23 protein-coding genes are annotated in these 25,144 nt (G+C 62.3%); 10 read left to right on the top strand and 13 right to left on the bottom strand.

Going from position 1 to position 25,144, the window contains the following annotated elements:
- Positions 1 to 18 precede the first annotated feature (18 nt).
- Entirely contained in the window at positions 19 to 807 is a 789-nt protein-coding gene (locus AWX27_RS06315) for an ABC transporter ATP-binding protein (protein WP_038877856.1), read from the bottom strand.
- The gene (locus AWX27_RS06310) at positions 804 to 1,886 is read right to left on the bottom strand and encodes a FecCD family ABC transporter permease (protein WP_060420227.1); all 1,083 of its coding nucleotides are present in this window, start codon (positions 1,884 to 1,886) and stop codon (positions 804 to 806) included. The genes AWX27_RS06315 and AWX27_RS06310 overlap by 4 nt, the downstream gene beginning before the upstream one ends.
- A gap of 364 nt (positions 1,887 to 2,250) precedes the next feature.
- Here AWX27_RS06310 and AWX27_RS06305 point away from each other — a divergent pair, with 364 nt between their 5' ends.
- Entirely contained in the window at positions 2,251 to 3,351 is a 1,101-nt protein-coding gene (locus AWX27_RS06305; protein ID WP_060420225.1) for a GGDEF domain-containing protein, read from the top strand.
- 45 nt (positions 3,352 to 3,396) lie between these two features.
- Here the strand turns inward: AWX27_RS06305 and AWX27_RS06300 are convergent, their stop codons facing one another.
- From AWX27_RS06300 to AWX27_RS06290, 3 genes are all read right to left on the bottom strand, one after another.
- On the bottom strand, positions 3,397 to 4,875 hold the full coding sequence (locus tag AWX27_RS06300) for an amino acid permease (protein WP_025160186.1): 1,479 nt from the start codon (positions 4,873 to 4,875) through the stop codon (positions 3,397 to 3,399).
- Positions 4,876 to 5,092: 217 nt separating this feature from the next.
- A complete protein-coding gene (yieE, locus tag AWX27_RS06295; RefSeq protein ID WP_025303536.1) occupies positions 5,093 to 5,959 on the bottom strand; it encodes a DNA-binding transcriptional regulator YeiE in 867 nt (288 codons plus the stop codon).
- A 106-nt stretch (positions 5,960 to 6,065) separates the two neighbouring features.
- The gene (locus tag AWX27_RS06290) at positions 6,066 to 6,263 is read right to left on the bottom strand and encodes a hypothetical protein (protein WP_038877849.1); all 198 of its coding nucleotides are present in this window, start codon (positions 6,261 to 6,263) and stop codon (positions 6,066 to 6,068) included.
- Between the two features lie 193 nt (positions 6,264 to 6,456).
- On the opposite strand from AWX27_RS06290, the gene AWX27_RS06285 reads away from it, so the two are divergent.
- Positions 6,457 to 7,530 carry a YeiH family protein gene (locus tag AWX27_RS06285; RefSeq protein WP_060420222.1) on the top strand — a complete coding sequence of 358 codons (1,074 nt, stop codon included), beginning with the start codon at positions 6,457 to 6,459 and terminating at the stop codon, positions 7,528 to 7,530.
- Between the two features lie 101 nt (positions 7,531 to 7,631).
- Positions 7,632 to 8,471 (top strand): deoxyribonuclease IV, encoded by an 840-nt coding sequence (gene nfo, locus AWX27_RS06280; protein ID WP_016926988.1) that lies wholly within the window; start codon positions 7,632 to 7,634, stop codon positions 8,469 to 8,471.
- 19 nt (positions 8,472 to 8,490) lie between these two features.
- Here the strand turns inward: nfo and AWX27_RS06275 are convergent, their stop codons facing one another.
- The 4 genes from AWX27_RS06275 to fruB all read right to left on the bottom strand — a co-directional run bounded on the left by AWX27_RS06275 (position 8,491) and on the right by fruB (position 13,012).
- Entirely contained in the window at positions 8,491 to 9,084 is a 594-nt protein-coding gene (locus tag AWX27_RS06275; RefSeq protein WP_080432913.1) for a DJ-1/PfpI family protein, read from the bottom strand.
- A gap of 162 nt (positions 9,085 to 9,246) precedes the next feature.
- Positions 9,247 to 10,929: a PTS fructose transporter subunit IIBC gene (gene fruA, locus AWX27_RS06270; RefSeq protein WP_060420216.1), complete on the bottom strand. Its 1,683-nt coding sequence runs from the start codon at positions 10,927 to 10,929 to the stop codon at positions 9,247 to 9,249.
- Between the two features lie 11 nt (positions 10,930 to 10,940).
- Complete coding sequence (gene fruK, locus AWX27_RS06265; RefSeq protein WP_015378523.1) at positions 10,941 to 11,882, bottom strand: 1-phosphofructokinase; 942 nt, start codon at positions 11,880 to 11,882, stop codon at positions 10,941 to 10,943.
- Positions 11,879 to 13,012, bottom strand: coding sequence for a fused PTS fructose transporter subunit IIA/HPr protein (gene fruB, locus AWX27_RS06260; protein ID WP_060420213.1), 1,134 nt, complete (start codon positions 13,010 to 13,012; stop codon positions 11,879 to 11,881). The genes fruK and fruB overlap by 4 nt, the downstream gene beginning before the upstream one ends.
- Positions 13,013 to 13,259: 247 nt before the next feature.
- On the opposite strand from fruB, the gene AWX27_RS06255 reads away from it, so the two are divergent.
- The 3 genes from AWX27_RS06255 (at position 13,260) to torA (ending at position 17,563) form a co-directional block, all read left to right on the top strand.
- Complete coding sequence (locus AWX27_RS06255) at positions 13,260 to 13,682, top strand: nucleotide triphosphate diphosphatase NUDT15 (protein WP_046687518.1); 423 nt, start codon at positions 13,260 to 13,262, stop codon at positions 13,680 to 13,682.
- A gap of 233 nt (positions 13,683 to 13,915) precedes the next feature.
- Positions 13,916 to 15,076: a NapC/NirT family cytochrome c gene (locus AWX27_RS06250; RefSeq protein ID WP_060420210.1), complete on the top strand. Its 1,161-nt coding sequence runs from the start codon at positions 13,916 to 13,918 to the stop codon at positions 15,074 to 15,076.
- A 12-nt stretch (positions 15,077 to 15,088) separates the two neighbouring features.
- Complete coding sequence (gene torA / locus AWX27_RS06245) at positions 15,089 to 17,563, top strand: trimethylamine-N-oxide reductase TorA (protein ID WP_060420207.1); 2,475 nt, start codon at positions 15,089 to 15,091, stop codon at positions 17,561 to 17,563.
- Position 17,564: 1 nt separating this feature from the next.
- Here the strand turns inward: torA and AWX27_RS25000 are convergent, their stop codons facing one another.
- Complete coding sequence (locus AWX27_RS25000) at positions 17,565 to 17,780, bottom strand: hypothetical protein (protein WP_154618174.1); 216 nt, start codon at positions 17,778 to 17,780, stop codon at positions 17,565 to 17,567.
- A 97-nt stretch (positions 17,781 to 17,877) separates the two neighbouring features.
- Here AWX27_RS25000 and AWX27_RS06240 point away from each other — a divergent pair, with 97 nt between their 5' ends.
- On the top strand, positions 17,878 to 19,053 hold the full coding sequence (locus AWX27_RS06240) for a sugar efflux transporter (protein WP_060420204.1): 1,176 nt from the start codon (positions 17,878 to 17,880) through the stop codon (positions 19,051 to 19,053).
- Here the strand turns inward: AWX27_RS06240 and AWX27_RS06235 are convergent.
- Positions 19,050 to 19,304, bottom strand: a complete 255-nt coding sequence (locus AWX27_RS06235) for a YkgJ family cysteine cluster protein (protein ID WP_060420200.1) — start codon at positions 19,302 to 19,304, stop codon at positions 19,050 to 19,052. The two genes, AWX27_RS06240 and AWX27_RS06235, sit on opposite strands and share 4 nt — an antisense overlap.
- Before the next feature lie 264 nt (positions 19,305 to 19,568).
- Between AWX27_RS06235 and mtr the strand changes: the two genes are divergently transcribed.
- On the top strand, positions 19,569 to 20,813 hold the full coding sequence (gene mtr / locus AWX27_RS06230) for a tryptophan permease (protein WP_060420197.1): 1,245 nt from the start codon (positions 19,569 to 19,571) through the stop codon (positions 20,811 to 20,813).
- A 126-nt stretch (positions 20,814 to 20,939) separates the two neighbouring features.
- A complete protein-coding gene (gene yeiP / locus AWX27_RS06225) occupies positions 20,940 to 21,512 on the top strand; it encodes an elongation factor P-like protein YeiP (RefSeq protein WP_004935725.1) in 573 nt (190 codons plus the stop codon).
- Positions 21,513 to 21,555: 43 nt separating this feature from the next.
- On the opposite strand, the gene uxuA is transcribed toward yeiP, so the two are convergent.
- A complete protein-coding gene (gene uxuA / locus AWX27_RS06220) occupies positions 21,556 to 22,746 on the bottom strand; it encodes a mannonate dehydratase (RefSeq protein ID WP_060420195.1) in 1,191 nt (396 codons plus the stop codon).
- A 293-nt stretch (positions 22,747 to 23,039) separates the two neighbouring features.
- Between uxuA and AWX27_RS06215 the strand changes: the two genes are divergently transcribed.
- The gene (locus tag AWX27_RS06215; RefSeq protein ID WP_060420192.1) at positions 23,040 to 24,512 is read left to right on the top strand and encodes a mannitol dehydrogenase family protein; all 1,473 of its coding nucleotides are present in this window, start codon (positions 23,040 to 23,042) and stop codon (positions 24,510 to 24,512) included.
- Between the two features lie 62 nt (positions 24,513 to 24,574).
- Here the strand turns inward: AWX27_RS06215 and AWX27_RS06210 are convergent, their stop codons facing one another.
- Positions 24,575 to 24,883 (bottom strand): type 1 fimbrial protein, encoded by a 309-nt coding sequence (locus tag AWX27_RS06210; RefSeq protein ID WP_060420188.1) that lies wholly within the window; start codon positions 24,881 to 24,883, stop codon positions 24,575 to 24,577.
- Between the last annotated feature and the right edge of the window lie 261 nt (positions 24,884 to 25,144).

The following is a 25,144-nucleotide window of genomic DNA, read 5'->3' as shown; positions in this document are numbered from 1 at the left end:
GCCGGGCTTTTTCTTGGGTTAAATCGTCGGCTGGTTTACCAGGCCGTCTATCAGCACCTGCGGCGTGCCCTGCGAGCAGCGTTCGATGCGCCCGCGCACGCCGTAGACCCGCGCCAGGCTCTGCGGCGTAATCACCTGCTCCGGCGCACCGTCGGCGATCAGATCGCCATCCTGCAGCATCAGCACGTGGTCGCCGTGGCGCAGCGCGATGTTGATGTCATGCACTACCACCACCGTCACGATATTGCGCTTGCGGGTTTCGCGGCGCACCAAATCCATCACGTGGAACTGATAGTTGAGATCGAGCGCGCTCAGCGGCTCATCCAGCAGCAGCAGCGAGGGCTGACGGATCAGCGACTGCGCCAATCCCACCAGCTGTTTCTGGCCGCCGGACAGTTGATCGAGGTAGCTCAGCGCCAGGTGCGCGATGCCCAACTGCTCCAGCAGGGCCATCACTTCCGCTTCGCTGCCGGCGTTGCTGCGGCCGCCCGAGGCGCGCTGCGCCACGATGATCGACTCCAGCACGTGCAGATGCACCCCGGCGGGCAGCGACTGCGGCAGATAGACCACTTTCTCCGCCCGACGGGCGAACGGCATCTGCATCAGATCGCCGTCGTCCAGCCACAGCTTGCCCTGCGCCGGGTTCAGCCCGGCCAGCGAGCGCAGCAGCGTCGATTTGCCGCTGCCGTTCGGCCCCAGCAGCACGGTGATTTGCCCCCGTGGCAGCATCGGCACCGAGAGATCGTCGATCACCGGGCGCTTCGGGTAGCCCGCCGAGAAGTTTTCTATTCGTAAGCCCTGGATCATACGTTCCCCCGGTGGCGCAGAATAATGCTCAGGAAGAACGGCACCCCGACCAGCGACGTGACGATGCCCACCGGAATGATCACCCCGGGCACCAGATTTTTCGACGCCACCGAGGCCATCGACAGCACCAGCGCGCCAATCAGCGCGCTGGCCGGCAGATAGAAGCGGTGATCTTCGCCGAAGATCATGCGGGCGATGTGCGGCGCCACCAGGCCGATAAAGCCGATCGGCCCGACGAAGGCCACCGCCAGCGCCGAGAGAATGCTGATGCGCAGCAGCGTGGCCAGCCGCAGACGGCGCACATCGATACCGAAGCTCACCGCCCGATCTTCACCCAGACGCAGCGCGGTCAGTTTCCACGAGCTCATCATCGACAGCGGCAGCAGCACGGCGAATACGCCGAACAGGATGCCCAGCTTGTCCCACGAGGCGCGCGCCAGGCTGCCCATGGTCCAGAATACCAGCCCCTGCAGCGTGTCCTCGCTGGCGATGAACTGCATCATCGATACCAGCGCGTTGAAGGTAAACACCAGCGCGATGCCGAACAGCACCACGCCGGAGGTGGCGACCCGCGTCCAGCGCGTGATGCCGTCGAGCATCAGCGCGGCGAACAGCGCAAAGATAAAGGCGTTGGCGGAGATGAACCACTGATCGGGAATACCCGGAATGCCGATGCCGAGCACGATCGCCAGCGCGGCGCCAAAGGCCGCGGCGGAAGACACGCCGAGGGTAAAGGGGCTGGCCAGCGGGTTATTCAGGATGGTCTGCATTTCCGCCCCGGCCAGGCCGAGCGCAAAGCCCACCACCACCGCCATCAGCGCGTAAGGCAAGCGGATGTCCCAGACGATGACCCGCGTGCCGGCATCGGCCGCGGCGGGATCGAGCAACGTTTGCCATAAGGACGACAGCGACAGCCCGGACGGCCCCATGGTGAAATCCAGCAGCAGCGAGCCCAGGATTGCCAGTGCCAACGCGCCCATCATCAACAGGCGATGGCGAAGAATATGCTGATAACGCCCCATCACGCCGGCGTCGGGTTGCCCCTTGGCTTCAGTCATGGGATCGGTGGATACGCTCATTAGTTAGGATACCTGTTACAACCATCATGACAGCGGCGCGAAAGCGTCCGCCGTAAACCGGAAAGCGCGCGGCGACAGCCTGCGCGCAGCCGTTAACAATAAAGCAAACGATAATACTTATCAATCATATCAATAGGTGAAAACGGCGTTATGAAAATGTAATAAATTGTTTTCTATCGCCATTTTTCATCCCCTCGCCTTTACCCCGCCAACGGCCATTAGGTTCATTATTCTGAAAGTTATTCCTGATCCGACCAGACTCTGACAAATAACGAAAAAACCACTTAGAATCCAAAAGCACAGCACCGCGCGTGCAAAAAACCTTCAGGCCGCCGCAAGAGCGGCCTTTATTAACGAGGCTGTAATGAGAAGTCCATCTCCGGCGGTAACGCCCAAACGCCCGGCGCTGCTGAACTGGCTGTTGTACAGCCCGCTGCACGCCGACGACGAGCCGTTTCAACGCCAGCTGCGGCTCACGCTGACGCCCTCTCCCCTCACCCCCTGGCTGAATGCCGTGGGGCCGGCGGCGCTGTTGGTGGGGTACGCCTGGCTGAACCAGCGGCTGGTCGGCATCGGCTTGCTGCTGCTGCTGTTGCTGTTAACCGCCGGACGCGCCGGGTTGGCGCGGCGGCGCCAACCCGCCTGGCCGGACGCCATGCTGGTGACGGTGTTGCTGTGGATGCTGCTGGTCGGCGCCAGCGCCGCGCTGGCGATGCTGTCAGGCCGCTTCGTTTTAATCCTGTTCGCCGGGCTGACGATTACCGCCCTGGCCTGCTGGCTGATGCAGCGCCACGCCGCCGCGCCGCGCTTCGCACTGCTTGAGGTGATCGCGCTGACGCTGCCCTACCTGCTGGCGGCGCCGTTGTCGCGCGTGCAAAACCTGTTTGTCCTGGCGGACCTCGCGCCGCTGTGGCTGGTGCTGGCCCATGGCATGATCGCTCGCTACCACCGCCAACGGGTACAGCACGTCACGCTGGCTTGGGAGAAGCAGCAGGCGTCGCACCGCGATCGCCTGACCGGCTTCCTCAACCGAGCGGGCGGCGAGGTGGTGATGCGCAGCATCTGCCGCCCCGCAGCGGCGCAGACGATCTCCCACCTGTTCATTCTTGAGTTCGGTCCGCTGGCTGCGCTCTACCAAAGCCACGGCGTCCAGATTGGCGATGACGTGCTGCGCACCGTCGGCGAGCGCCTCAAGACGCTGATCCGCCCCAGCGACTACGTCTGCCGCTATACCGGCGGCCTGTTTTTGATACTGGTGCACGATCTGCCCTACGGCGCGGAAAGCGAGTTCCTCGCGCGTATCGTGCCGCCGCTGGAGGCGCCCTACGATTTTGGCGCGTTCGGCGAGGTGAACATGCAGCTCAACGCCGGCATTTTGGCGCTGACGCAGGATTATGCGACGGTGGAAGATTTGATGAGCTCGGCGCAGCAGGCGCTGGCGGAAGCCAAAGGCGGGAAAAAGTAAAACCACACGCGGCGGGAACCCCCGCCGCGTCTCACTCTCCGAAAATTACTTCACGTCCATCTTCGGGAATTCCATTTCGCTGTACTTCACGACGCGGGTGCCGCGCGACAGCTTGTAACCAAACCAGATCAGCAGGAACAGCGGAATGCCGATGTAGGTCGCGGTCACGCCGTACCAGTCGATCTTGTCTTGCAGGAAGGCCTGGTAGTTCTGGCCCAGGGTAATGATCAGGCACAGCACGAAGGCGAAGATCGGCCCCAGCGGGAAGAACCCGGAACGGTACGGCAAGTCGTTCAGATCGCGCCCCTGCAGCATGTAACCGCGACGGAAGCGATAGTGGCTGATAGCGATGCCCAACCAGGCGATGAAACCGGTCATACCCGAGGTATTCAGCAGCCACAGGTAAACCGACTGGTTGCCGAACATCGACGTCAGGAAGCACAGCCCGGCCACCACGCAGGTCGCGTACAGCGCGTTGCGCGGCACGCCGCCTTTCGACAGCTTGGCGAAGATGCGCGGCGCCTTGCCTTCCGACGCCAGGGTGAACAGCATGCGGGTAGAGGCGTACATGCCCGAGTTACCGGCCGACAGCACCGCCGTCAGGATCACCGCGTTCATCACCGCCGCCGCCGACAGCAGGCCGGCATGCTGGAACACCAGGGTGAACGGGCTGACGCTGATGTCCTTCACGTCGTTGCGCAGCAGGCTCGGATCGGTATACGGAATAATCAGGCTGATGATCAGAATGGCGAAGATATAGAACAGCAGGATACGCCAGAACACCTGACGCACCGCGCGCGGGATGTTTTTACCCGGGTTTTCCGATTCACCGGCCGCGATACCGATGAGCTCGGTGCCCTGGAACGAGAAGCCGACGATCATGGCCACGCCGATCATCGCCGAGAAGCCACCGGCGAACGGCGCGTCCCCTATCGTCCAGTTCTGCCAGCCGGCGTGCTCGCCGCCCTTCAGAATGCCGACGATCATCAGCACGCCGACGGCGATGAAGATAATCACGGTGCTGACCTTGATCAGCGCGAACCAGTATTCCGCCTCGCCGAACCCTTTCACCGAAATGTAGTTCAGCAGGAACATCAGGCCGAGGAACAGCGCGCTCCAGATCCAGCCGGGGGTGTCCGGGAACCAGTAGCTCATCACCAACTGCGAGGCCACCAGGTCAACGGCGATGGTCACCGCCCAGTTGTACCAGTAGTTCCAGCCCAGCGCGAAGCCGAAGCCTTCTTCCACGTATTTGGCGCCGTAAGTGGAGAATGAACCGGAGACCGGCATAAAGGCCGCCAGCTCGCCCAGGCTGGTCATCAGGAAGTACACCATCAAACCGATCAGCGCGTAAGACAACAGCGCCCCGCCGGGGCCTGCCTGAGAAACCGTGGCCCCCGAGGCGACGAACAGGCCGGTGCCGATGGAGCCGCCGATGGCGATCATGGTCAAATGCCGGGCTTTCAGCTCGCGGCGCAATCCGGGTGCTTGCTGCCCCGATGTTTTTATATCCTGCTGAGCCATTCGTACCCTATCTGCTCTTTGAAAAATGAGGGCGGATTGTAACAAATACCCGCCGGTGAACTAGCAACATTGCACTGATATAAGATAGCTTCATAATTCAGAGGCAATTATTAGCCGCGGCCCTTATGGCCTTACTTACTCTCATTAATGTGAGCGCGCGCAGGTTTTTATGCTTTTTCCGGCCTGCGCGGCAGCAGAGGGCGTGACGCGCTGCCGATTACAGCGCGCAATAGCTGAGAAAACGCTGTAATGCGTTGGAAATGTGCTTTTGCCGATGGCGGATCAGGTACAGGGTGCGCCGCAGCGGCGGCAGCGGTACCGGCAGTTCTACCAGCGCGCCGCTGGCCAGCTGTTCCGCCACCACCCGCCGCGACAGGCAGCTGATGCCGATGCCGTGCCGCACCGCGTGCTTGATAGCCTCCGAGTTGCCGAGCTCCATCACCAGCTGGAAGTGCGGCAGGTGCGCCAACAGCAGATGATCCAGCACCTCGCGGGTGCCCGAACCGCGCTCGCGCAAGATCCACGGCGCATTGGCCAACGCCTCCAGCGTCGGCGGTTGATGGGTCAGCGGGTTGTCCGGCGCGGCGAACACCACCAGCTCGTCCTCCAGCCACGGCTGCGTCACCAGCTCCGGCATATGGCAAGGCCCTTCGATCAGCCCCAGATCGACGCGGAAATCCGCCACCGCCACGATCACGTCCTGGCTGTTGCCGACGTTCAGCTCCAGCGGCGTGGCCGGAAAGTCCCGGCGGTAACGGGCGATCATCTCCGGCAGCATGTAGTTGCCGATGGTGCTGCTGGCGGCGATGCGCAGCGCCCCGCCGTCATGGCGAAACAGCTGCTCGATTTCCCCCGCCTGCTCCAGCAGCGCCAGCGCCTTGGGATACAGCAACCGGCCGTGCTCGTTGATCACCAGCCGTTTGCCGACGCGATCGAACAGCTGCACGCCCAGTTGCCCCTCCAGATCCGCCAGCGCCGCGCTGACCGCCGACTGCGACAGCGCCAGCACCACCGAGGCCTGAGTGGTCGAACCGCTTTTCAGCACTTCGGTGAAGACTTCCAGTTGACGCAACGTGATATGCATAGCCGTCCCGGTAGTGAAAAAGGGTTCTGCCAGAGAACCACAAAATGATGTCAACATGATGTGGGTAGCCCGGCGAGGCTACCCGGTTTACGGCCAATTCGGCGCGTTACTTGCCCAAGGCGACCAGCTGCGCCGCCGCGGCCAGCACCGCCTCGCGCGGCGTGCCGGCTTCGTCCCGCTGTATTAATTGCAGCATCGCCACCAGGCGATCGCGATCGACCACCTTGTTTTCTTCAATCAACCGCCGCACCGCGCGCCCCACTTCCTGGTCTATCTGCTCTCTGCGTTGATCGTCGGTATCCATCGCCTGCTCCTGTTCAGTTGGAAAGTTGACGGCGGCTCGCCGCTCCTCCTCACCCTAGCCGCAATGCGGCTTTATGCCAATGCCTGACGCCATACCACTTATTCAGATAGGTTATAAATATATAATCAATTTCTCTTTTATTCAGCCCAAACGTACTCTTAGCAGCAAGAAACAGACTGAAGGACTGACTTTTATGGCGACTGATACCACTCACACTTATCCCGAGCGACGCTTTCCGCTGTTCGGCCTGCCGCGCCTGGTGCCGGGGCTGGCGCTCACCGGCGCGCTCACCGCGCTGGCCGTCTGGGCCGGCGACATTCCCTGGGTGGCGGAGCTGGGCCTGGGGGCGCTGACGCTGGCGATCCTGTTCGGCATTCTGGTGGGCAACACGCTGTATCCCCGCTGGCAAACCGTTTGTCACGGCGGCGTACAGCTGGCCAAACAACGCCTGCTGCGTCTGGGCATTATCCTTTACGGCTTCCGCCTGACCTTTCAGCAAATCGCCGACGTGGGCGCCAGCGGCATCATCATCGATGCGCTGACCCTGACCACCACCTTCCTGCTGGCCTGCTGGCTCGGCAAGAAAGTGTTTGGCATCGACAGCCAGACCGCGATGCTGATCGGCGCCGGCAGCAGCATTTGCGGCGCGGCGGCGGTGATGGCCACCGAGCCGGTGCTGAAGGCCGACTCCAGCAAAGTGGCGGTGGCGGTCTCGACCGTGGTGGTGTTCGGCACCCTGGCGATCTTCGCCTACCCATGGCTGTATCAGCTGAATGAACACTTCCAGTGGCTGCCGTTCAGCCAGGAAACCTTCGGCATCTACGCCGGCTCCACCATCCACGAAGTGGCTCAGGTGGTTGCGGCCGGGCACGCCATCGGGCCGGACGCCGAAAATGCGGCGGTGATCGCCAAGATGATCCGCGTGATGATGCTGGCGCCGTTCCTGCTGCTGCTGTCGGGCTACATCAGCCGCGGCAGCGCAGGCAAGGCGGAAAAATCCGCCATCACCATTCCGTGGTTTGCCGTGCTGTTTATCGCCGTCGCCGGGCTGAACTCCTTCAACCTGCTGCCGGCCACGCTGGTGCACCATCTGATCACCGCCGACACTTGGATGCTGGCGATGGCGATGGCGGCGTTGGGGCTGACCACCCACATCAGCGCCGTGCGCCAGGCCGGGATGAAACCGATTCTGTTGGCCACGCTGCTGTTCGTCTGGCTGCTGGTCGGCGGCGGCGCGATAAACCAGCTGGTGCAACACTGGCTCTAATCATCCCCTTCAGCGGCCCGCTTCGGCGGGCCGCCGCTTTTCATCATTCAATCCGCCCGCCATCAATGCCATAATGTCACCGATAACACAGGAGAATGAAGATGAAGTTTGTCGGTGCACATGTCAGCGCGTCAGGCGGCGTGGATCAGGCGGTTATCCGCGCGCACGAATTGGAGGCGACCGCGTTCGCCCTGTTCACCAAAAATCAGCGTCAATGGAAGGCCGCGCCGCTGGCCGCCGACGTGATCGATAAGTTCAAGAGCGCCTGCGCGCAGTACGGCTTCGGGCCGGGGCAAATCCTGCCGCACGACAGCTACCTGATCAACCTGGGCCACCCGGTGGCCGAGGCGTTGGAAAAATCGCGCGAGGCGTTTATCGACGAGTTGCAGCGCTGCGAACAGCTGGGGCTGACGCTGCTGAACTTCCACCCGGGCAGCCACCTGCTGCAAATCGATGAAGACAAGTGCCTGGCGCGCATCGCCGAATCGATCAACATCGCGCTGGACAAAACCGCCGGCGTGACGGCGGTGATCGAAAACACCGCCGGCCAGGGCAGCAACCTGGGCTTCAAATTCGAACATCTGGCGGCGATCATCGACGGCGTGGAAGACAAGAGCCGCGTCGGCGTTTGCATCGACACCTGCCACGCCTTCGCCGCCGGATACGATCTGCGTACCGAAGAAGAGTGCGAGCGCACTTTTAAGCAGCTTGGCGACATCGTCGGTTTCAACTACCTGCGCGGCATGCACCTGAACGATGCCAAGAGCGAGTTCAACAGCCGCGTCGACCGCCACCACAGCCTGGGAGAGGGCAACATCGGCAAAACGGTGTTCAGCTACATCATGCGCGATCCGCGTTTCGACAATATCCCGCTGATTCTGGAAACGGTAAATCCGGATATCTGGGCGGAAGAGATCGCCTGGCTGAAGGCGCAGCAGTAACCCACCTCTGGCCGCTCGCCTAGGCGCGAGCGGTTTCCCCCACCGCGTGCTCCGCCGCCAACATGGCGCTGAACTGGCGCAGCGTCTCTTCATCCAGGCCCGCAGCCCTGAACACGGCGGCGGTAAAGCTGACCGGTGCCGATCCCGGTGCCGTAATGACACGGTCATCCACGACGGCGGCGGCGCTCGCAACGAAATGGCTCTGCCCGGTGTAGCCCTCAGCATGGCGCGTCAAAAACCCGGCATCGTTGGAAGTATGCGCCCTGCCGTTCAACAGGCCGGCCCGCGCCAACGCCAACGTTCCACCGCAAATGCCCGCCAGGGTTGCGCCGCGTTGAAACTGCTCGTTGAGCAACGCGCTGATATCCGGTGCCCGTTCGGTTTCCCATAGAGTGCCACCGACCACCACCAGCACCTCGGGGCGCCAATCCGCCAATTCGGCCACGCCTTTTTCAACCTCTACCGTCAGCCCGCCCTGTGATCGAAACTTTCCGACCTGCGGCGCAAAAAACGCTACCTCCAGCCCATAAAACGGGCCGCCAACGCCGGCAATCAGCACGTATTCCCAATCGGCGAAACCGGATGCCAGTACGATCGCCACTTTTTTAGCCACGAATGAATCTCCTTGAGTCATTCCTTGTTCGCATGAACAAAGTCGCGCTGTCAGCTTAGAAAGCGTTGTGGCTTTTGGCCAGGGATAAATCGTGCTAACTGCCTCAACCACAAACAAAAACGCGCAACCCAGGGCTGCGCGTTTTGGCGATACCGACGTCAGTTACGCCGCGGCGGCGACCGACGTTTCAGCACGCTTCAGCAGGGCATAAGCCACGCCCGCCAGCAGGGTACCGGCGGCGATCGCCACCAGATACAGCAGCACCGGCGTGATTGCACCCGGGATCAGCAGCACGAACAGCCCGCCGTGCGGCGCCATCAGTTTGGCGCCGAACGCCATCGACAGCGCACCGGTCAGCGCCCCGCCGGCGATGCAGCAAGGCAGCACGCGCATCGGATCGCGGGCGGCGAACGGGATCGCCCCTTCAGAGATAAAGCACAGGCCCAGCACCAGCGCCGCTTTGCCGCCTTCCCGTTCGGATTTCTCGAACTTGTGGCGCGCTAGCAGCGTCGCCAGCCCCATCGCCAGCGGAGGCACCATGCCGGCGGCCATGATCGCCGCCATTGGCGCATACACCGAGGAGCTGAGCAGCGCCACGCCAAAGGCGTAGGCCGCTTTGTTCACCGGACCGCCCATGTCGGTACACATCATCGCGCCGAGAATCGCCCCCAGCAGCACCGCGTTGGCGGTGCCCAGCGACTGCAGCCAATGGGTCAGGCCTTCCATGATTTTCGCCACCGGCGTGCCGACCACGTAAATCATGATAAGACCGGTGATCAGGCTGGCCACCAGCGGAATGATCAAGATTGGCTTTAGCGCTTCCATGCTCTGCGGCAGACGCAGCTTGCTGCTGATCGCCTTGGCGACGTAACCCGCCAGGAAACCGGCGATGATGCCGCCGAGGAACCCGGCGCCGGTGCTCACGGCCAGCATGCCTCCGATCAGGCCCGGCGTCAGGCCCGGGCGATCCGCGATGGAGAAGGCGATGAAACCGGCCAATACCGGCACCATCAGCGCAAAGGCGGAGCCGCCGCCGATCTGCATCAGCGCCGCCGCCAACGTGCCTTTGACTTCAAACGCCTTGATGCCGAACACGAACGACAGCGCGATACACAGACCGCCGGCCACCACCATCGGCAGCATGTAGGACACGCCGGTCAGCAGGTGGCGATACGGGCCGTTGCCCTCTTTCTTTTTACCCGCCGGCGCCGCACTGCCGCGCTGCTGCGGCTGGAACACCTCGGCCTCGGCCAGCGCCTTGTCCAGTTCCTGGGCGGTTTTCTTCAGCGCCAGGCCGGTGGAAGTGCGGTACATCGGCTTACCGGCAAACTTATCCAGATCCACCTCGATATCCGCCGCGACGATCACCAGATCCGCCGCCGCCACTTCTTCCGGGGTGATGGCGTTGCCGGCACCGACGGAGCCGCGCGTTTCCACCTTCACCCACCAGCCGCGTTTCTTCGCTTCACTTTCAATGGCTTCGGCCGCCATAAAGGTGTGCGCCACGCCGGTTGGGCAAGCGGTGATCGCCACGATGCGTTTTTGCCCATCGGCTTTCACCGGCGCCGCCTGCGGTGCCTGATAGGTTTCAGCTTCGGCCTTGGCGCGCGCCAGAAAAGCCTCCGGCTCACGCACCGCCTGCTCTACGTCGCCCACATACACCAATTTGCCGTTCAGCCCGGCGTCAGCAGGGGCAGACTGCCCCGCCACCGCCACCAGTTCGGCGTCCTGCAGCGACTCGACCAGCGTCAGGCCGGTTTTGGCCGCGGCAGCCTCCAGCATGCGTTTCGCCAGGTGGCCACGGGCCTGCCCCAGCGAACTGTCTACCATCAGCAGCGTTTTCATTCTGCCTCCTGCTATTGATTGAAAGGTTTCAGATCGACGCGCGCCATCATCGCGGCCAACTGGGGACGATCGGTCACGCCGACGTTGCTCTGGCTGACCGCCAGCGCCGCTACCGCCGTGGCCAGACGCAGGGTATGTTCACTGGATTCGCGCATCAGCAGGCCGTAAATCAGGCCCCCGACCATCGAATCGCCGGCACCCACGGTGCTGACCACCTCACAGGACGGCGGTTTGGCGATCCAGGCGCCGGACGCATTAACCCACAGCGCGCCTTCCGCGCCGAGGGAGATCACCACGTGGGCGATGCCCTGTTCGCGCAGCGCATGCGCGGCCTCGACCACGTCCGCCAGCGTCGGCAGCGGGCGGCCGGCCCAGATTTCCAGCTCGCGGCGGTTCGGCTTCACCAGCCACGGCGAGGCCTTCAGCCCGGCGACCAGCGCTTCGCGGCTGCTGTCGAAAATGATGCACGGGCACTTGGCGCGCAGCTGGGTCATCCAGTCGGTAAAGGCATCGGGATCGACACCGGCCGGCAGGCTGCCGCTCACCGCCACCATGTCGAACTGGCCCAGCCAGCTCAGCGAGTCGCTGACGAAGCGATCCCAGTCCTGCGGCGTCACTTCAAAACCGGAGAAGTTGAAGTCGGTCACTTCACCGTCTTTTTCCGTCAGCTTGACGTTGATGCGGGTACGGCCCGGCACCACCTGGAAGCGGTTGGCGATCCCCAGATCGCTGAACAGCAGCTGGAAACCGTCCTGATTGTCTTTGCCCAGGAAACCGCCGACGGTGACGTCGATGCCCAAATCCTTCAACACTTTGGCGACGTTGATGCCCTTACCGGCGGCGTGCAGGCCGGCGGTTTTTACCCGGTTGACTTCCCCGCGCTCGATCTGCGGGCAGAAGCCCACCAGATCGTACGCCGGGTTCAGGGTGATCGTTGCTACTCTTCTGCTCATGCTGCGCCCTCGCCCAGTCCTTCATTAATCGCTTCGCCAATCGCCTTCAGCGCGGCTTCAGCATCTTCTCCATTGGCGGTAAAGCGCAGGTGATGCCCTTTCTTCACGCCCAGCGCTACCACCTTCATCAGGCTGCGCCCGTTGGCCGGCTTACCGCTGCCGTCCAGGTTGGTGACGGTGATGTCACTGTTGAAACTTTTGATCACGTTGACCAGCGCCGTGCCCGGCCGTGCGTGCAGGCCGTGCTCGTTGCGGATCACAAACTCGGCGCTCAGCACGCTGCTCTCCTCGGCCACTTCGCTGGTCAGCAGCGCCAGCACCCCGGCGGCATCCGCCTTCAGCAGGCGTTCAGCTTTGTTGGCCAGCAGCAGGTCGCTGAGGTAGTTGAGCACCGCCAGCGGCTGCGCATCGGCAACCGACACCGTCAGCAGCAGCGCCACCGGCTCGCCGTCTTCCACGAAAGCGTGCGCCGGACGGCTGATGGTGGCCGCGCTGGCCAGGTTGCCTTCGACGCTGTCGCTCAGCCAGATGCCCTGCCCCAGGTTCAGCGGCTTGCGAGTGATGGCATCGCTGACGAACTGCGCGTTGACCGCGCCGGCCTTTTGCAGCCGGCCGGCATTCAGCGCCTGCAGCGTCATCAGGCTGTCGGCCGCGACGTCGAGCGCAATCAGCGAAACGTCGAACTGAAATTCGGCGCTCTGCTGTTCGCCCATCAGCAGGCTGCGCAGCTCTTCCGCGGAGGTGGTTTTCGCCAGCCGCTCCGCCACGCCGTCATCGCTCAATACGTGAGTGAGCTGGCGCAGCAGCGCCAAATGCTCGTCGGAGCGGGCGGCGATGCCGATCGCCACATAGGCGGTCTGGCCTTCGCCCCAGGCGATGCCCTGCGGGAACTGGAATACCTGCACGCCGGTTTTCAGCACCAGATCGCGGGTATCGGTGGTGCCGTGCGGAATGGCGATGCCGTTGCCCAGATAGGTGGACGTCTGCAGTTCGCGCTGCAGCATGCCGTCCACGTAACCGGCGCTGACGCAGCCCGCTTCGGTCAGGGCGGCGGCCACCTGGCGGATGGCCTCCTGCTTACCGTCGGCAGCGGCGCCCAGATGAATGTCTTGCGGTGACAACTGGAACATGATTCTCCTCTCCTGCTGAATTGAATCGTTTCAGCTTCATTGAGAAAAAGGAGCGTTACCCGCTCGCCACAAGCGGTCGGATAACGCTGAAACGTTTCAAGGAGTGTGTAAGCAGCGCAAGGTGAAAGCAAGCTTTCTCCCTTTCGCCATTGCAGATTTTTGAGCTTACGCACACTTTCGCCGGCGCATTGGTCAGCGCCGGGGCAAAATGACATACTGTGCTGAAACTTTGCTGACGGAGAAAAGCATGAACGTAGTGACGGGCGTCGGGGTGATCATCGTCAACCCGCAGGGCGAGATTTTGTTGGGCAAACGCTGCGGCCCGCACGCGCCCTTTTGGTCGATCCCCGGCGGGCATCTGGAGGCCGGTGAAACCTTCGAGCAGTGTGCCCAGCGCGAAATCGCCGAAGAGACCGGGTTGCTCATCGACCCGCCGCGCTTCGTGGGCGTCAGCAACAATCTGCAAACCTGGCGCGCCGAAGGCAAACACACGGTGTCTGTTTGCCTGCAGGTGGATCATCCCGGCGGCAGCGCCGAGTTGAAAGAACCTGAAAAGTGCGCCGAATGGCGCTGGTGCGCGCCAGACGCCCTGCCGGAGCCGCATTTCGAAGCCAGCCGCACCGCCATCCGCCTGTGGCTGAGCGGCCAGGCCTATGTGCCCACGGCCTGACCCATCGCGAGCGCGTGTTGCGTTCGCCTCCCCTGCCGCACTGCCCCACCGCTATATAAATTAGAATATAACGCTATTTTTTGCGATATATGCCCTTTTTTTGACTACGGATAACCCTATGGGGTTAACCCTCTTCTATTATTACCCCTGCAATCGACGTGGCATTCTGACCTCCGGTCGGCGGCCTTTTGGCAAGATTTTATTTTAAATTCATAATTATAAGCGGGTTTACCATGAGCAAAAAACTGACTGGCTTTGAAAAAAAGCGCCGGTGGGGATGGCTATGGCTTTTGCTGCTGGGGATTATCCTCGGCGCGGCGCTGTTGGCCGGGACCGCCACCGTCTTCCATAAAACCAGCGATACCGCCTTCTGCGTTTCCTGCCACACCATGCAACAACCGCTGGCCGAATATCAGGGCAGCGTCCACTTCCAAAACACCAAGGGCATCCGCGCCGAGTGCGCCGACTGCCACGTGCCGCACCAGCCGATCGATTACCTGTGGACCAAAATCCGCGCGGTGAAAGACATTTACGGCGAGATGGTCGGCACCATCGATACGCCGGAAAAATACGAAGCGCACAAGCTGGCGATGGCGCAGTCAGTCTGGAAAACGCTGAAAGAGAACGACTCGGCCACCTGCCGCTCCTGCCACAGCTACGACGCCATGGACATCACCGCCCAGCGCCCTGAGGCGCGCCTGCAGCACCCGGTGGCGATCAAACAGGGCGAGACCTGCATCGACTGCCATAAGGGCGTGGCCCACATCCTGCCGGACATGAGCGGCGAAACCCAGGCCGGCGCCGCCGAGCTGGCGAAGGCCGCGGCGCTGACCGCACCGGACGCCACCACCCTTTACACCATCGCCACCGAGCCGTTCTTCCTCAGCGCGGATGACAGCCATAACGCCGGCAACCTGATGCCGTCCACCGAAGTGCAGGTGGTGAAGCAGGAGGGCGACAAGGTGCTGGCCACCGTCAGCGGCTGGCAGCAGGACGGGGTTAGCGAAGTGTTCTACGCTGCGCAGGGCAAACGCATCCTCAGCGTGCTGCTGGGTGAAGACGCGCGCCAACAGCTGAAGACCGCCTCCACCCAGACCGATGCGGAAACCGGCCTGGTCTGGCATCAGGTTTCTCTGCAGGTGTGGCTGCCGCGTAAACAGTTGATTGACGATCAGCAAAAAATCTGGCGCTACGCCGCGGACATGATGTCGGCCAACTGCACCGGTTGCCACGGGCTGACCGCGCTCGATCGCTTCAACGCCAACCAATGGATCGGCGTCATCAAAGGCATGGCGCCGCGCACCTCGCTGACGCAGGAACAGCTGCGCGTGCTGACGCAATACGTACAAAAACACGCCAGCGACATGCCATCTGCCGCACCGGCCAAGCTTTAAGGGAGAAGCGCAATGAGCAACCAACAACCGTTAACAATGAGCCGCCGCCGCTTCCTGACCGGGGCCGCCGCGCTGGCCGCCGCCCCGCTGCTGGCAGGCTTATGGCCCAAAGCGGCGCTGGCGCAGGCCATCAGCGAAGCGCTGCCGCAATTCATCGTCTTGCGTCAGGCGCAAAAAGGCATTCTGACCGGCGCCCACTGGGGCGCATTCGAGGCCATCGTGCAAGACGGCAAGATGGTCGGCGTGCAGCCGGTGCAGGACGATCCGTATCCGAATGAGCTGATCACCATGGCGCCTTATCAGGTGCACGCCGAGAACCGCATCAAATACCCGATGGTGCGTAAAAGCTGGCTGGAAGGCGGCCCCGGCAGCCATACCGAGCTGCGCGGCCGCGACGAGTGGGTGCGCGTCAGCTGGGACAAAGCGACCGAGCTGGTGTGCAATGAGATCGTTCGCCTGCAAAAAGATCACGGGCCGCAGTCGATCTACGCCGGTTCCTACGGCTGGAAAAGCGTCGGCATGCTGCACAACAGCCGCACGCTGCTGCAGCGCCTGATGAACCTGACCGGCGGTTTCCTCGGCTACGCCGGCGACTACTCCACCGGCGCGGCGCAGGTGATCATGTCGCACGTGGTCGGTTCGATGGAGGTCTACGAACAGCAGACCGCCTGGCCGAACGTGATCGAGAACAGCGAGCTGGTGATCCTGTGGGGCTGCAACCCGATGGTCACGCTGAAAAACAGCTGGAACGTGCCGGATCACGTCGGCCAGACCGGCTTCGAGGCGCTGAAGAAGAAAGGCACCCGGGTGATCAGCATCGATCCGGTGCACAGCGACAGCGCCAAGTTCGTCAATGCGCAGTGGATCGCCCCGCGTCCTTATACCGACGGCGCCATGCTGATCGGCATCGCCCACACGCTGCTGACCGAGAAGCTGCATAACCCGGATTTCCTGAAAACCTACACCGTCGGCTTCGACAAGTTCCAGGCCTACCTGCTGGGCGAGAGCGACGGCGTGGCGAAAACCGCCGAATGGGCGGCCGACATCAGCGGCGTCGATGCCGACACGCTGCGCGGTCTGGCGCGCGAGATGGCGAAGCATCGCACCATGATCATGGGCGGCTGGGGCATTCAGCGCCAGCACCACGGCGAACAGCAGCACTGGCTGCTGGTGACGGTGGCGGCGATGCTCGGCCAGATCGGCCTGCCGGGCGGCGGCTTCGGCTTCAGCTACCACTATTCCTCCGGCGGCAGCCCGACCGCCAAGGGCGGCATCATCGCCGGCATCTCCGCCGGCAACGCGCCGAAGAACTCCCCGGCGCCGATCCCGGTGGCGCGCATCGCCGAATGCCTGAGCAATCCGGGCAAAACCATCGACTTCAACGGTGCCAAGGTCACTTACCCTGAGGTGAAAATGGTGTATGTGGCGGGCGGCAACACCTTCCACCAGCATCAGGACACCAATAACCTGGTCAAAGCCTGGCAGCGGCCGGACACCATCGTGGTCAACGAGCCTTACTGGACCGCCACCGCCAAGCATGCCGACATCGTGCTGCCGGCCACCACCAGCTACGAGCGCAACGATCTGGAAATGGGCGGCGACTATTCGCAGCTCTATGTGTTCCCGATGCATCAATGCGTGCCGCCGCAGCACGAGTCGCGCAGCGACTTCGACATCTTCTCGGCGATGGCGGCCAGGCTGGGCGTGCAGGAGGCCTTTACCGAGGGCAAGGACGAAACCCAGTGGCTGAAAGGCATGTACGACGACATGAAGAACCAGGCGCGCGCGGCCCGGGTGGCGCTGCCGCCGTTCGACATGTTCTGGCAATCCAACAACTACGTGCGCTTCCCGGTGCCGGAGGCCAACACGCAGTGGGTGCGCTTCGCCGACTATCGCGACAACCCGCTGTTGAACCCGCTGGGCACGCCGTCGGGCAAGATCGAGATCTACTCCGACGCCATCGCCAAAATGCATTACGAGGATTGCCCCGGCATCCCGACCTGGATGCCGCCGCACGAGTGGTATCGCGGGCCGGAAGCGGCCAAATATCCGCTGTCGCTCAATACCGCGCACCCGACCAACCGGCTGCACTCTCAGCTCGACAACACGCCGCTGCGCGAGAAATACGCGGTAGCGGATCGTGAAGCTATCCTGATCCATCCGCAGGACGCACAGCAGCGCGGCATCAGCGGCGGCGATCTGGTGCGGGCGTTCAACGATCGTGGCCAGATCCTGGTGGGCGCGGTGGTCAGCGAAGACGTGCGACCGGGCGTGGTGCGCATCAGCGAAGGCGCCTGGTTCGATCCGGCCGATCCGGCGCAGCCCGGCTCGCTGTGCAAGAACGGCAACGTCAACTGCCTGACCTTCGACATCGGCTCTTCCAGCCTGGCGCAGGGCAACTGCGGGCAGATGGCGCAGCTGCAGATCGAGAAGTATCGGGGGCCGGTATTGAAAAATACCGCGCACGCGGTACCGCAAGGCGCCTGATTTACCGGCAAGCAAAGGGGCGCGACGCGCCCCTGAGGTTGATGACAAACCTCATGTCATTGCCCGGTTTGCAGAAAGCAGCGGATAACAAACAGGGAAAATCAATAAATTGATTTTCGGCTGATGACCACAAAGGAGGAAAAACCACGTTTTTTCCTCCTTTGTCAACGGTCTGGGGGGCGCGACGCGCCCCTTTTTTCTCGTCGCCGCGCGACATATCCGTTTACCCTTCACCGCAAGGGAGCGGTTTGCGTTTCATTTCAACGGGCGTATGATGCGCGCGACCTTCCTTTTTCGACGAATTCTCAACCACCATGCCGACTTCATCCGCAGTAACGCGACGCGCGCCCGATCTCACTTCGCTGGCCTTTTTGGCGGTGGCGTTCCTGACCGGCATCGCCGGCGCCCTGCAAACCCCGACGCTGAGCCTGTTTCTGGAAACCGAGGTCAAGGTACGGCCGGCGCTGGTCGGGCTGTTCTTTACCGGCAGCGCGGTGATCGGCATTCTGGTCAGCCAGTTTCTCGCCGGCCGTTCGGATAAACAAGGCGACCGCAAATCGCTGATCTTCCTCTGCTGCATGCTGGGTGCGCTGGGGTTCACGCTGTTCGCCTGGAGCCGCAACTACTATCTGCTGCTGATCGTCGGCGTGGTGCTTACCAGCTTCGGCTCCACCGCCAACCCGCAGATGTTTGCGCTGGCGCGTGAGCATGCCGACCGTACCGGCCGCGAGGCGGTGATGTTCACCTCCATCATGCGCGCCCAGGTCTCCCTGGCCTGGGTCATTGGCCCGCCGATCGCCTTCGCGCTGGCGTTGGGCTTCGGCTTTAAGGCCATGTATCTGGCGGGCGCGGCGGCCTTTGTGCTGTGCGGCCTGCTGGTGTGGAAACGGCTGCCCTCGATGCCGAAAACCGCGGCGACGAACGCGCCCCTGGCCGCACCGCGGCAGCACCGCCGCGATTCGCTGCTGCTGTTCGTCGCCTGCACCCTGATGTGGACCGCCAACAGCATGTACCTGATCAACATGCCGCTGTACGTGGTGCACGAGCTGCGGCTGCCGGAGCGGCTGGCCGGGATATTGATGGGCGCCGCCGCCGGGCTGGAGATCCCGGTCATGCTGCTCGCCGGCCTGGCGGCGAAGCGCTGCGGCAAACGCCGCCTGATGCGCGGGGCAGTGGTCGCCGGCGTGCTGTTCTACTGCGGCCTGCTGTTTATCACCGGCAGCTGGCAGCTCATCGCCCTGCAGCTGCTGAATGCGGCGTTTATCGGCGTGCTGGCGGGGATCGGCATGCTCTATTTTCAGGATTTGATGCCCGGCCAGGCCGGCGCGGCCACCACGCTGTTCACCAACACCACCCGGGTGGGCTGGATCATCGCCGGCTCGATCGCCGGCGCGGTGGCGGAAATCTGGAACTACCATGCGGTGTTTTACGCCGCGCTGGCGATGACGGTGGGGGCCACGCTGTGCCTGTGGCGGTTGAAAGACGCTTAGGGCGCGGTGTCCGCTTCCAGCCTGGCGAGATAAATCAGCGCCTGATCGCGGTGATCGTGGCACATGTCGCGGCTCGGCTGCAGGTTGCCGCACACTTTCGGCCGCAGCGGCGAATGAAACAGGCCGCAGCGCAGCTGCTCATCCAGGTGAATGCAGCGGGTATTGGCGGGCTTGCCGTTCGGCATGCCGGGGATCGGGCTGGATATTGACGGCGCGATACAGCAGGCGCCGCAGTCGCTGCGACAGTCCATCAGCGCTACTCCTGGTGGGCTGGGGAAAAGAAGCGCGACAATAGCAGCCGTGCGCGGCGGCCGCCAGCAGAATCCCTGCGCCCCGGCGATCTTTACACTCATCGCCCTGCGCCGGCCGGCGTCATCCTATGGCGAATAAACGCCCAACACACCTTGATTTAAAGACAAAAACGCGTGAAACGTGCAATTACCCCGCTTTACATGCGCCATACACCCATGTACCATTGAGCTAGTACAAAAGAACCTCTTCCATCAGGAGCACGCATGTCTACGGACACCATCCAGAAGCTGGCCCGCCCTTCCGTCCTCGGCGGCGCGATGATCATTGCCGGAACCGCCGTTGGCGCCGGCATGTTTTCCATTCCGATCGTCACTTCCGGTGTCTGGTTCAGCGGCTCCGTCGCGCTGCTGGTGTATACCTGGGCCTGCATGTTGCTTTCCGGCCTGATGATCCTCGAAGCCACGCTGCACTATCCGAGCGGCGCCAGCTTCAACACCATGGTCAAGGATCTGCTGGGTAAAGGCTGGAACGCCGTGAACGGCCTGTCGGTGGCGTTCGTGCTGTACATCCTGACCTACGCCTATATCTCCGCCGGCGGCTCGATTATCGCGCATACGCTGGAGGGCATCGTCGGCGTCGGCCAGACCACCGCCGGCCTGGTATTCGCGCTGGTCGTGGCGTTTATCGTCTGGCTCTCCACCCGCGCGGTCGATCGCCTGAGCACCATTCTGATCGGCGGTATGGTGATCACCTTCGTGATGTCGGTGGGCGACATGTTCACCCATGTGCAGCCTGCGGTGCTGTTCAACACCGGCGATGATCAGGCCAGCTATCTGCCTTACGCCCTGGCGGCGCTGCCTTACCTGCTGACCTCGTTCGGTTACCACGGCAACATTCCCGGGCTGGTGAAGTACTACCACAAGGACAGCGGCTCCGTGGTGCGCAGCCTGGTGTACGGCACCCTGCTGGCGCTGGCGATCTACATCCTGTGGCAGTATGTGATTCAGGGCAATATCGCGCGCGACGCCTTCAAGCAGGTGATCGCCGAGGGCGGCAATATCGGCAGCCTGCTCAAGCAAATGGGCAACGTCTCCAGCAGCCAGACCGTCAGCCAACTGCTGAACGCCTTCTCCTATATGGCGCTGGCCAGCTCGTTCCTCGGCGTGTCGCTGGGCCTGTTCGATTACCTGGCGGACTTCTGCAAGTTCAAGGACGACGCCGTCGGACGCAGCAAGACCGCGCTGGTGACCTTTGTGCCGCCGACCCTGGCCGCGCTGCTGTTCCCGAACGGTTTCCTGTACGCCATCGGCTTCGCCGGGCTGGCGGCCACCATTTGGGCAGTGATCGTGCCGGCGCTGATGGCGCGCGCCAGCCGCCGCCGCTATCCGCAGGCGGGATACCGCGCACCGGGCGGCAACGGCGTGATCCTGTTCGTCATCCTGTTCGGGCTGATCAACGCCACCGCGCATATTCTGTCGCTGTTCGGTCTGCTGCCGGTCTTTCACTAATCCCCGAAGGGAGAGCATCTGCTCTCCCTTTCCCGCACTGTTTTTACGCCGGGCTATTGCCTGAAATCAGCGGCGCGAGTACCTTGTCGCAACTTCTCTAATACTCTTCATTGCGGATGAATTGAAATGGCAAGAGCTAACGAAATTAAGCGCGGCATGGCGATCAGCTACAACGGCAAACTGCTGCTGGTAAAAGATATCGACGTGCAGAGCCCGAGCGCCCGCGGCGCCAGCACCCTGTACAAAATGCGCTTCTCCGACGTGCGCACCGGCCTGAAAGTGGAAGAACGCTTCAAGGGCGACGATATCCTGGACACCATTTCCCTGTCGCGCCGCAAGGTGAACTTCTCCTATATCGACGGCGAAGAATACGTGTTCATGGATGACGAAGACTACACGCCGTACATCTTCAAGAAAGACCAGATCGAAGACGAGCTGCTGTTCATTCCGGAAGGCGGTCTGCCGGGCATGCAGGTGCTGACGCTGGACGGCCAGGTGCTGGCGCTGGAGCTGCCGCAGACCGTGGATATGGAAATCGTCGAGACCGCGCCGGGCATCAAAGGCGCTTCCGCCAGCGCCCGCAACAAACCGGCCACCATGGCGACCGGCCTGGTGATCCACGTGCCGGAATACCTCAGCGCCGGCGACAAGATTCGCATTCATATCGCCGAACGCCGCTACATGAGCCGCGCCGACTAGTCGACGCCAGCGGGGCCGAGTCTCGGCCCCGTTCCCTTTTCCGCTACGGCAATTCCGGGAAAAAGCGCCGCTTGAGCGCCAGCTCGACGCCGCGCAGCTCCGCCAGCCCTTTCAACCGCCCGATGGCCGAATAGCCCGGATTGGTTTTCTTTTTCAAATCGTCCAGCATCTGATGCCCATGATCGGGGCGCATCGGGATCGGCCGCCGATCGCCTGCCCGTTGCCGACGCAGCTCTTCGGTCAGGATCGCTTCGATCACCGCCACCATGTCCACATCGCCCTGCAGGTGTGCCCCTTCGTGGAAGCTTTTCGGGTTCTCCTCGCGGCAGGTGGCGCGCAGGTGGGTAAAGTGAATGCGATCGCCGAAGGTCTCAATCATCCGCACCAGATCGTTATCGGCGCGCACGCCGTATGAACCGGTGCATAGGGTGAAGCCGTTATAAATGCTGTCGACGGTCTGCTTCAGCCACTGCATGTCTTCAATCGTGGAGACGATGCGCGGCAGGCCGAGGATCGGCCGCGGCGGATCGTCGGGGTGCACCGCCAGCCGGATGCCGGCCTCTTCCGCCACCGGCACGATGGCGCGCAGAAAGACCGCCATGTTTTCGCGCAGTTGCGCCTTGTCGATGCCGTCGTATTCCGCCAACCGGCGGCGAAACTGTTCCAGCGTGTAGCCCTCTTCCGCCCCCGGCAGCCCGGCGATGATGTTGCCGGTCAGCGTGGCTTTCTCCTCCTCGCTCATGGCGGCGAAACGGGCCGCCGCCTGGCTGCGTTCTTGCGGCGTATAGTCCGCCTCGGCGCCGGCGCGCTGCAGGATATGCAGCTCGAACGCGGCGAAGGCTATCTGATCGAAACGCAGCGCTTTGGAACCGTCCGGCAGCGGATAGGCCAGATCGGTGCGCGTCCAGTCGAGGATCGGCATGAAGTTGTAGCAGACGGTGTCGATGCCGCAGGCCGCCAGGTTGCGCAGCGACTGCTGGTAATTGGCGATGTACCGCCGCCAGTCGCCGCTGTGGGTTTTGATCTCCTCATGTACCGGCACGCTCTCCACCACCGACCACACCAGCCCCTTTTCCGCCAACAGCGCCTGCCGCGCGCGGATTTCGTCGATCGGCCAGACTTCACCGTTCGCGATATGATGCAGCGCCGTCACCACCCCGGTCGCCCCGGCCTGACGCACATCGTCCAAAGAAACCGGATCGTTCGGGCCATACCAACGCCATGTTTGTTCCATGTTTTGTCCTTATGCCTGTCTCGCACCGCAATGCTGTTATACCAGTTTAATTTAGATGTCAGTTATCTTTAACTTACTCTTTCGCCCTGCGCTGTCAAAACCGAACCCCTCATTGGTTGATCCACTTCACGATTCTGGCTTATTTTGGACTGACCAATTCCTTTAACTGGCCGACATCCTTACACTGGTCGCAGTTTTTTATCACCGGTGCCACCCTGCCTGCGCGGCGGAAAACTGGTCTGCTAACTTGGCGCAAGTGGCCCGCCAGCTGTCTTACCCGTTTTGGAGATGAGATGAAAACGATTGCCAACACCCCGCTGCCGAGCGCCGTCCGGCAGCCGGACTATGACCGCCGGGCCCTGCGCAGCCGCATCGTGCACCTTGGCTTCGGCGCGTTCCACCGCGCGCATCAGGCGCTGCTGACCGATCGGGTGCTGAACGCCCAAGGCGGCGATTGGGGCATTTGCGAAATCAGTCTTTCCGGCGGCGTGCCGCTGTTTGAGGCGCTGCGGCAACAGGATCATCTGTACAGCGTGCTGGAGAAAGGCGCGGACGGCCATCAGGCCATCGTGGTCGGTGCGGTGCATGAGAGCCTGCATCGCAAGCTGGAAGGCATCGCCGCGGTGCTGGAGAAGCTGGCCGAGCCGCAGGTGGCGATCGTTTCGATGACCATCACCGAAAAAGGCTATTGCATCGAGCCCGGCAGCGGGCGGCTGGATCGACAGCATTCGGGGATCGTCGCCGATCTGGCGTGGCCGCATCAGCCGCAGACCGTGCCGGGCATTTTGGTGGAAGCGCTGCGGCTGCGGCGCGAACGCGGCCTGCCCGCCTTCTCCCTGCTCTCCTGCGACAATATTCCGGAGAACGGCCACGTGCTGCGCCGGGCGGTGCTCGATTTGGCGCAGGCGCGGGATCCGGCACTCGCCGACTGGATCGCCACCGCCGCCACCTTCCCCTGCACCATGGTGGATCGCATCGTGCCGGCCGCCACGCCGGCCATGCTGGATGAGATCGCCGCCGCGCTGGGCGGCGTGCGCGACGAATGCGCCATCGCCTGCGAGCCCTTCATCCAATGGGTGGTGGAAGACAACTTTATCGCCGGACGCCCGGCGTGGGAGCAGGCCGGCGTCCAACTGGTCAGCGATGTACTGCCGTTTGAACACATGAAGCTGCGCATGCTGAACGGCAGCCACTCATTCCTGGCTTACCTCGGTTACCTGGGCGGCTACCGCTATATCAACGAGTGCATGGCGGATGAGCACTACCGCCGCGCCGCCCTGCGGTTGATGCTGGACGAACAGGCCCCGACGCTGAGCGTCACCGGCATCAGTCTGGCCGACTACGCCGCACAGCTTATCGCGCGCTTCAACAATCCGGCGCTGCAACACCTCACCTGGCAGATCGCCATGGACGGCTCGCAGAAGCTGCCGCAGCGCCTGCTGGACGCGGTGCGCTGGCATCTGCGGCACGGCGGTGACTATAGCGGGCTGGCGCTGGGCGTGGCGGGCTGGATGCGTTACGTCGGCGGCGTCGATGACGCCGGTCAGCCGATCGACATTCGCGATCCGCTGGCAGACGTGTTGCAACAGACGATCGCCGCCACAACGGACGATCGGCGACGCGTAACGGCGTTGCTGGCGCTGAAATCAGTGTTCGGCGAAACGCTGGCGGCGCATGCGGCGTTTACCGAAGCGGTAACGCAAGCCTATTTGTCCCTGCGCGATCGCGGGGCGCGTGAAACGGTGAAGGAGTGGGTGATGCGGTGAGGAGCCTGCAGGGCCGAGAATAACCATGCCGGCGTAACGTTACGCCGGCATGGCGGAACGACTTAACGATAAACGACCGTCATAACAGCAAGTTTTTTCTGTTGGTCTACCCACTTCATTTCGGTTGTGCCTAGATTTAGCGGAAGTTCTTTGCGTGTAGCATCAAAACCTGACAACGCTTGCTGGGCCTGATAACGCTGGCCGTTGCGGTAACATTGCGTATTCGCCTTAGAATCTGCAATATTGACCGTGCAAGGACTTTCAACGATAGAACCGACGAAGCGAATTACCCCGCCGGCCACTCCTGCATGACTCACTGCCGTCCATGAAAACAACATTCCTACGATCAAAAATAACCGAAAGGTATTCATGGCAACCTCATTTTTAGTTAAGCCAATTTAACCATAGAGGATCTTGTTAGGAATAATCGCAAGGAAAGGGACAGGATTTGATCGTTAATCGCGTCATTAACAATGTAAAAACAAGCTACTAACAAAAGTTAACCGCATCTAATACAGGGTTTTATCTAAGAATTTTCTTGCTTTTAAAGGTGGCTTTTGCCGGTTGAAAAGCGCAGGGTGACGTGCAAAATTTGCGAGATAGAGCACAAATTAAATTGCGGCCGCTTCACC

The organism is Serratia sp. 2880STDY5682894, from assembly GCF_001537385.1.
In the GTDB taxonomy this organism is placed as follows: domain Bacteria; phylum Pseudomonadota; class Gammaproteobacteria; order Enterobacterales; family Enterobacteriaceae; genus Serratia; species Serratia nevei.
Note: the sequence above shows the minus strand (reverse complement) of the source record. Positions and strands in the feature narration are given on the sequence as shown.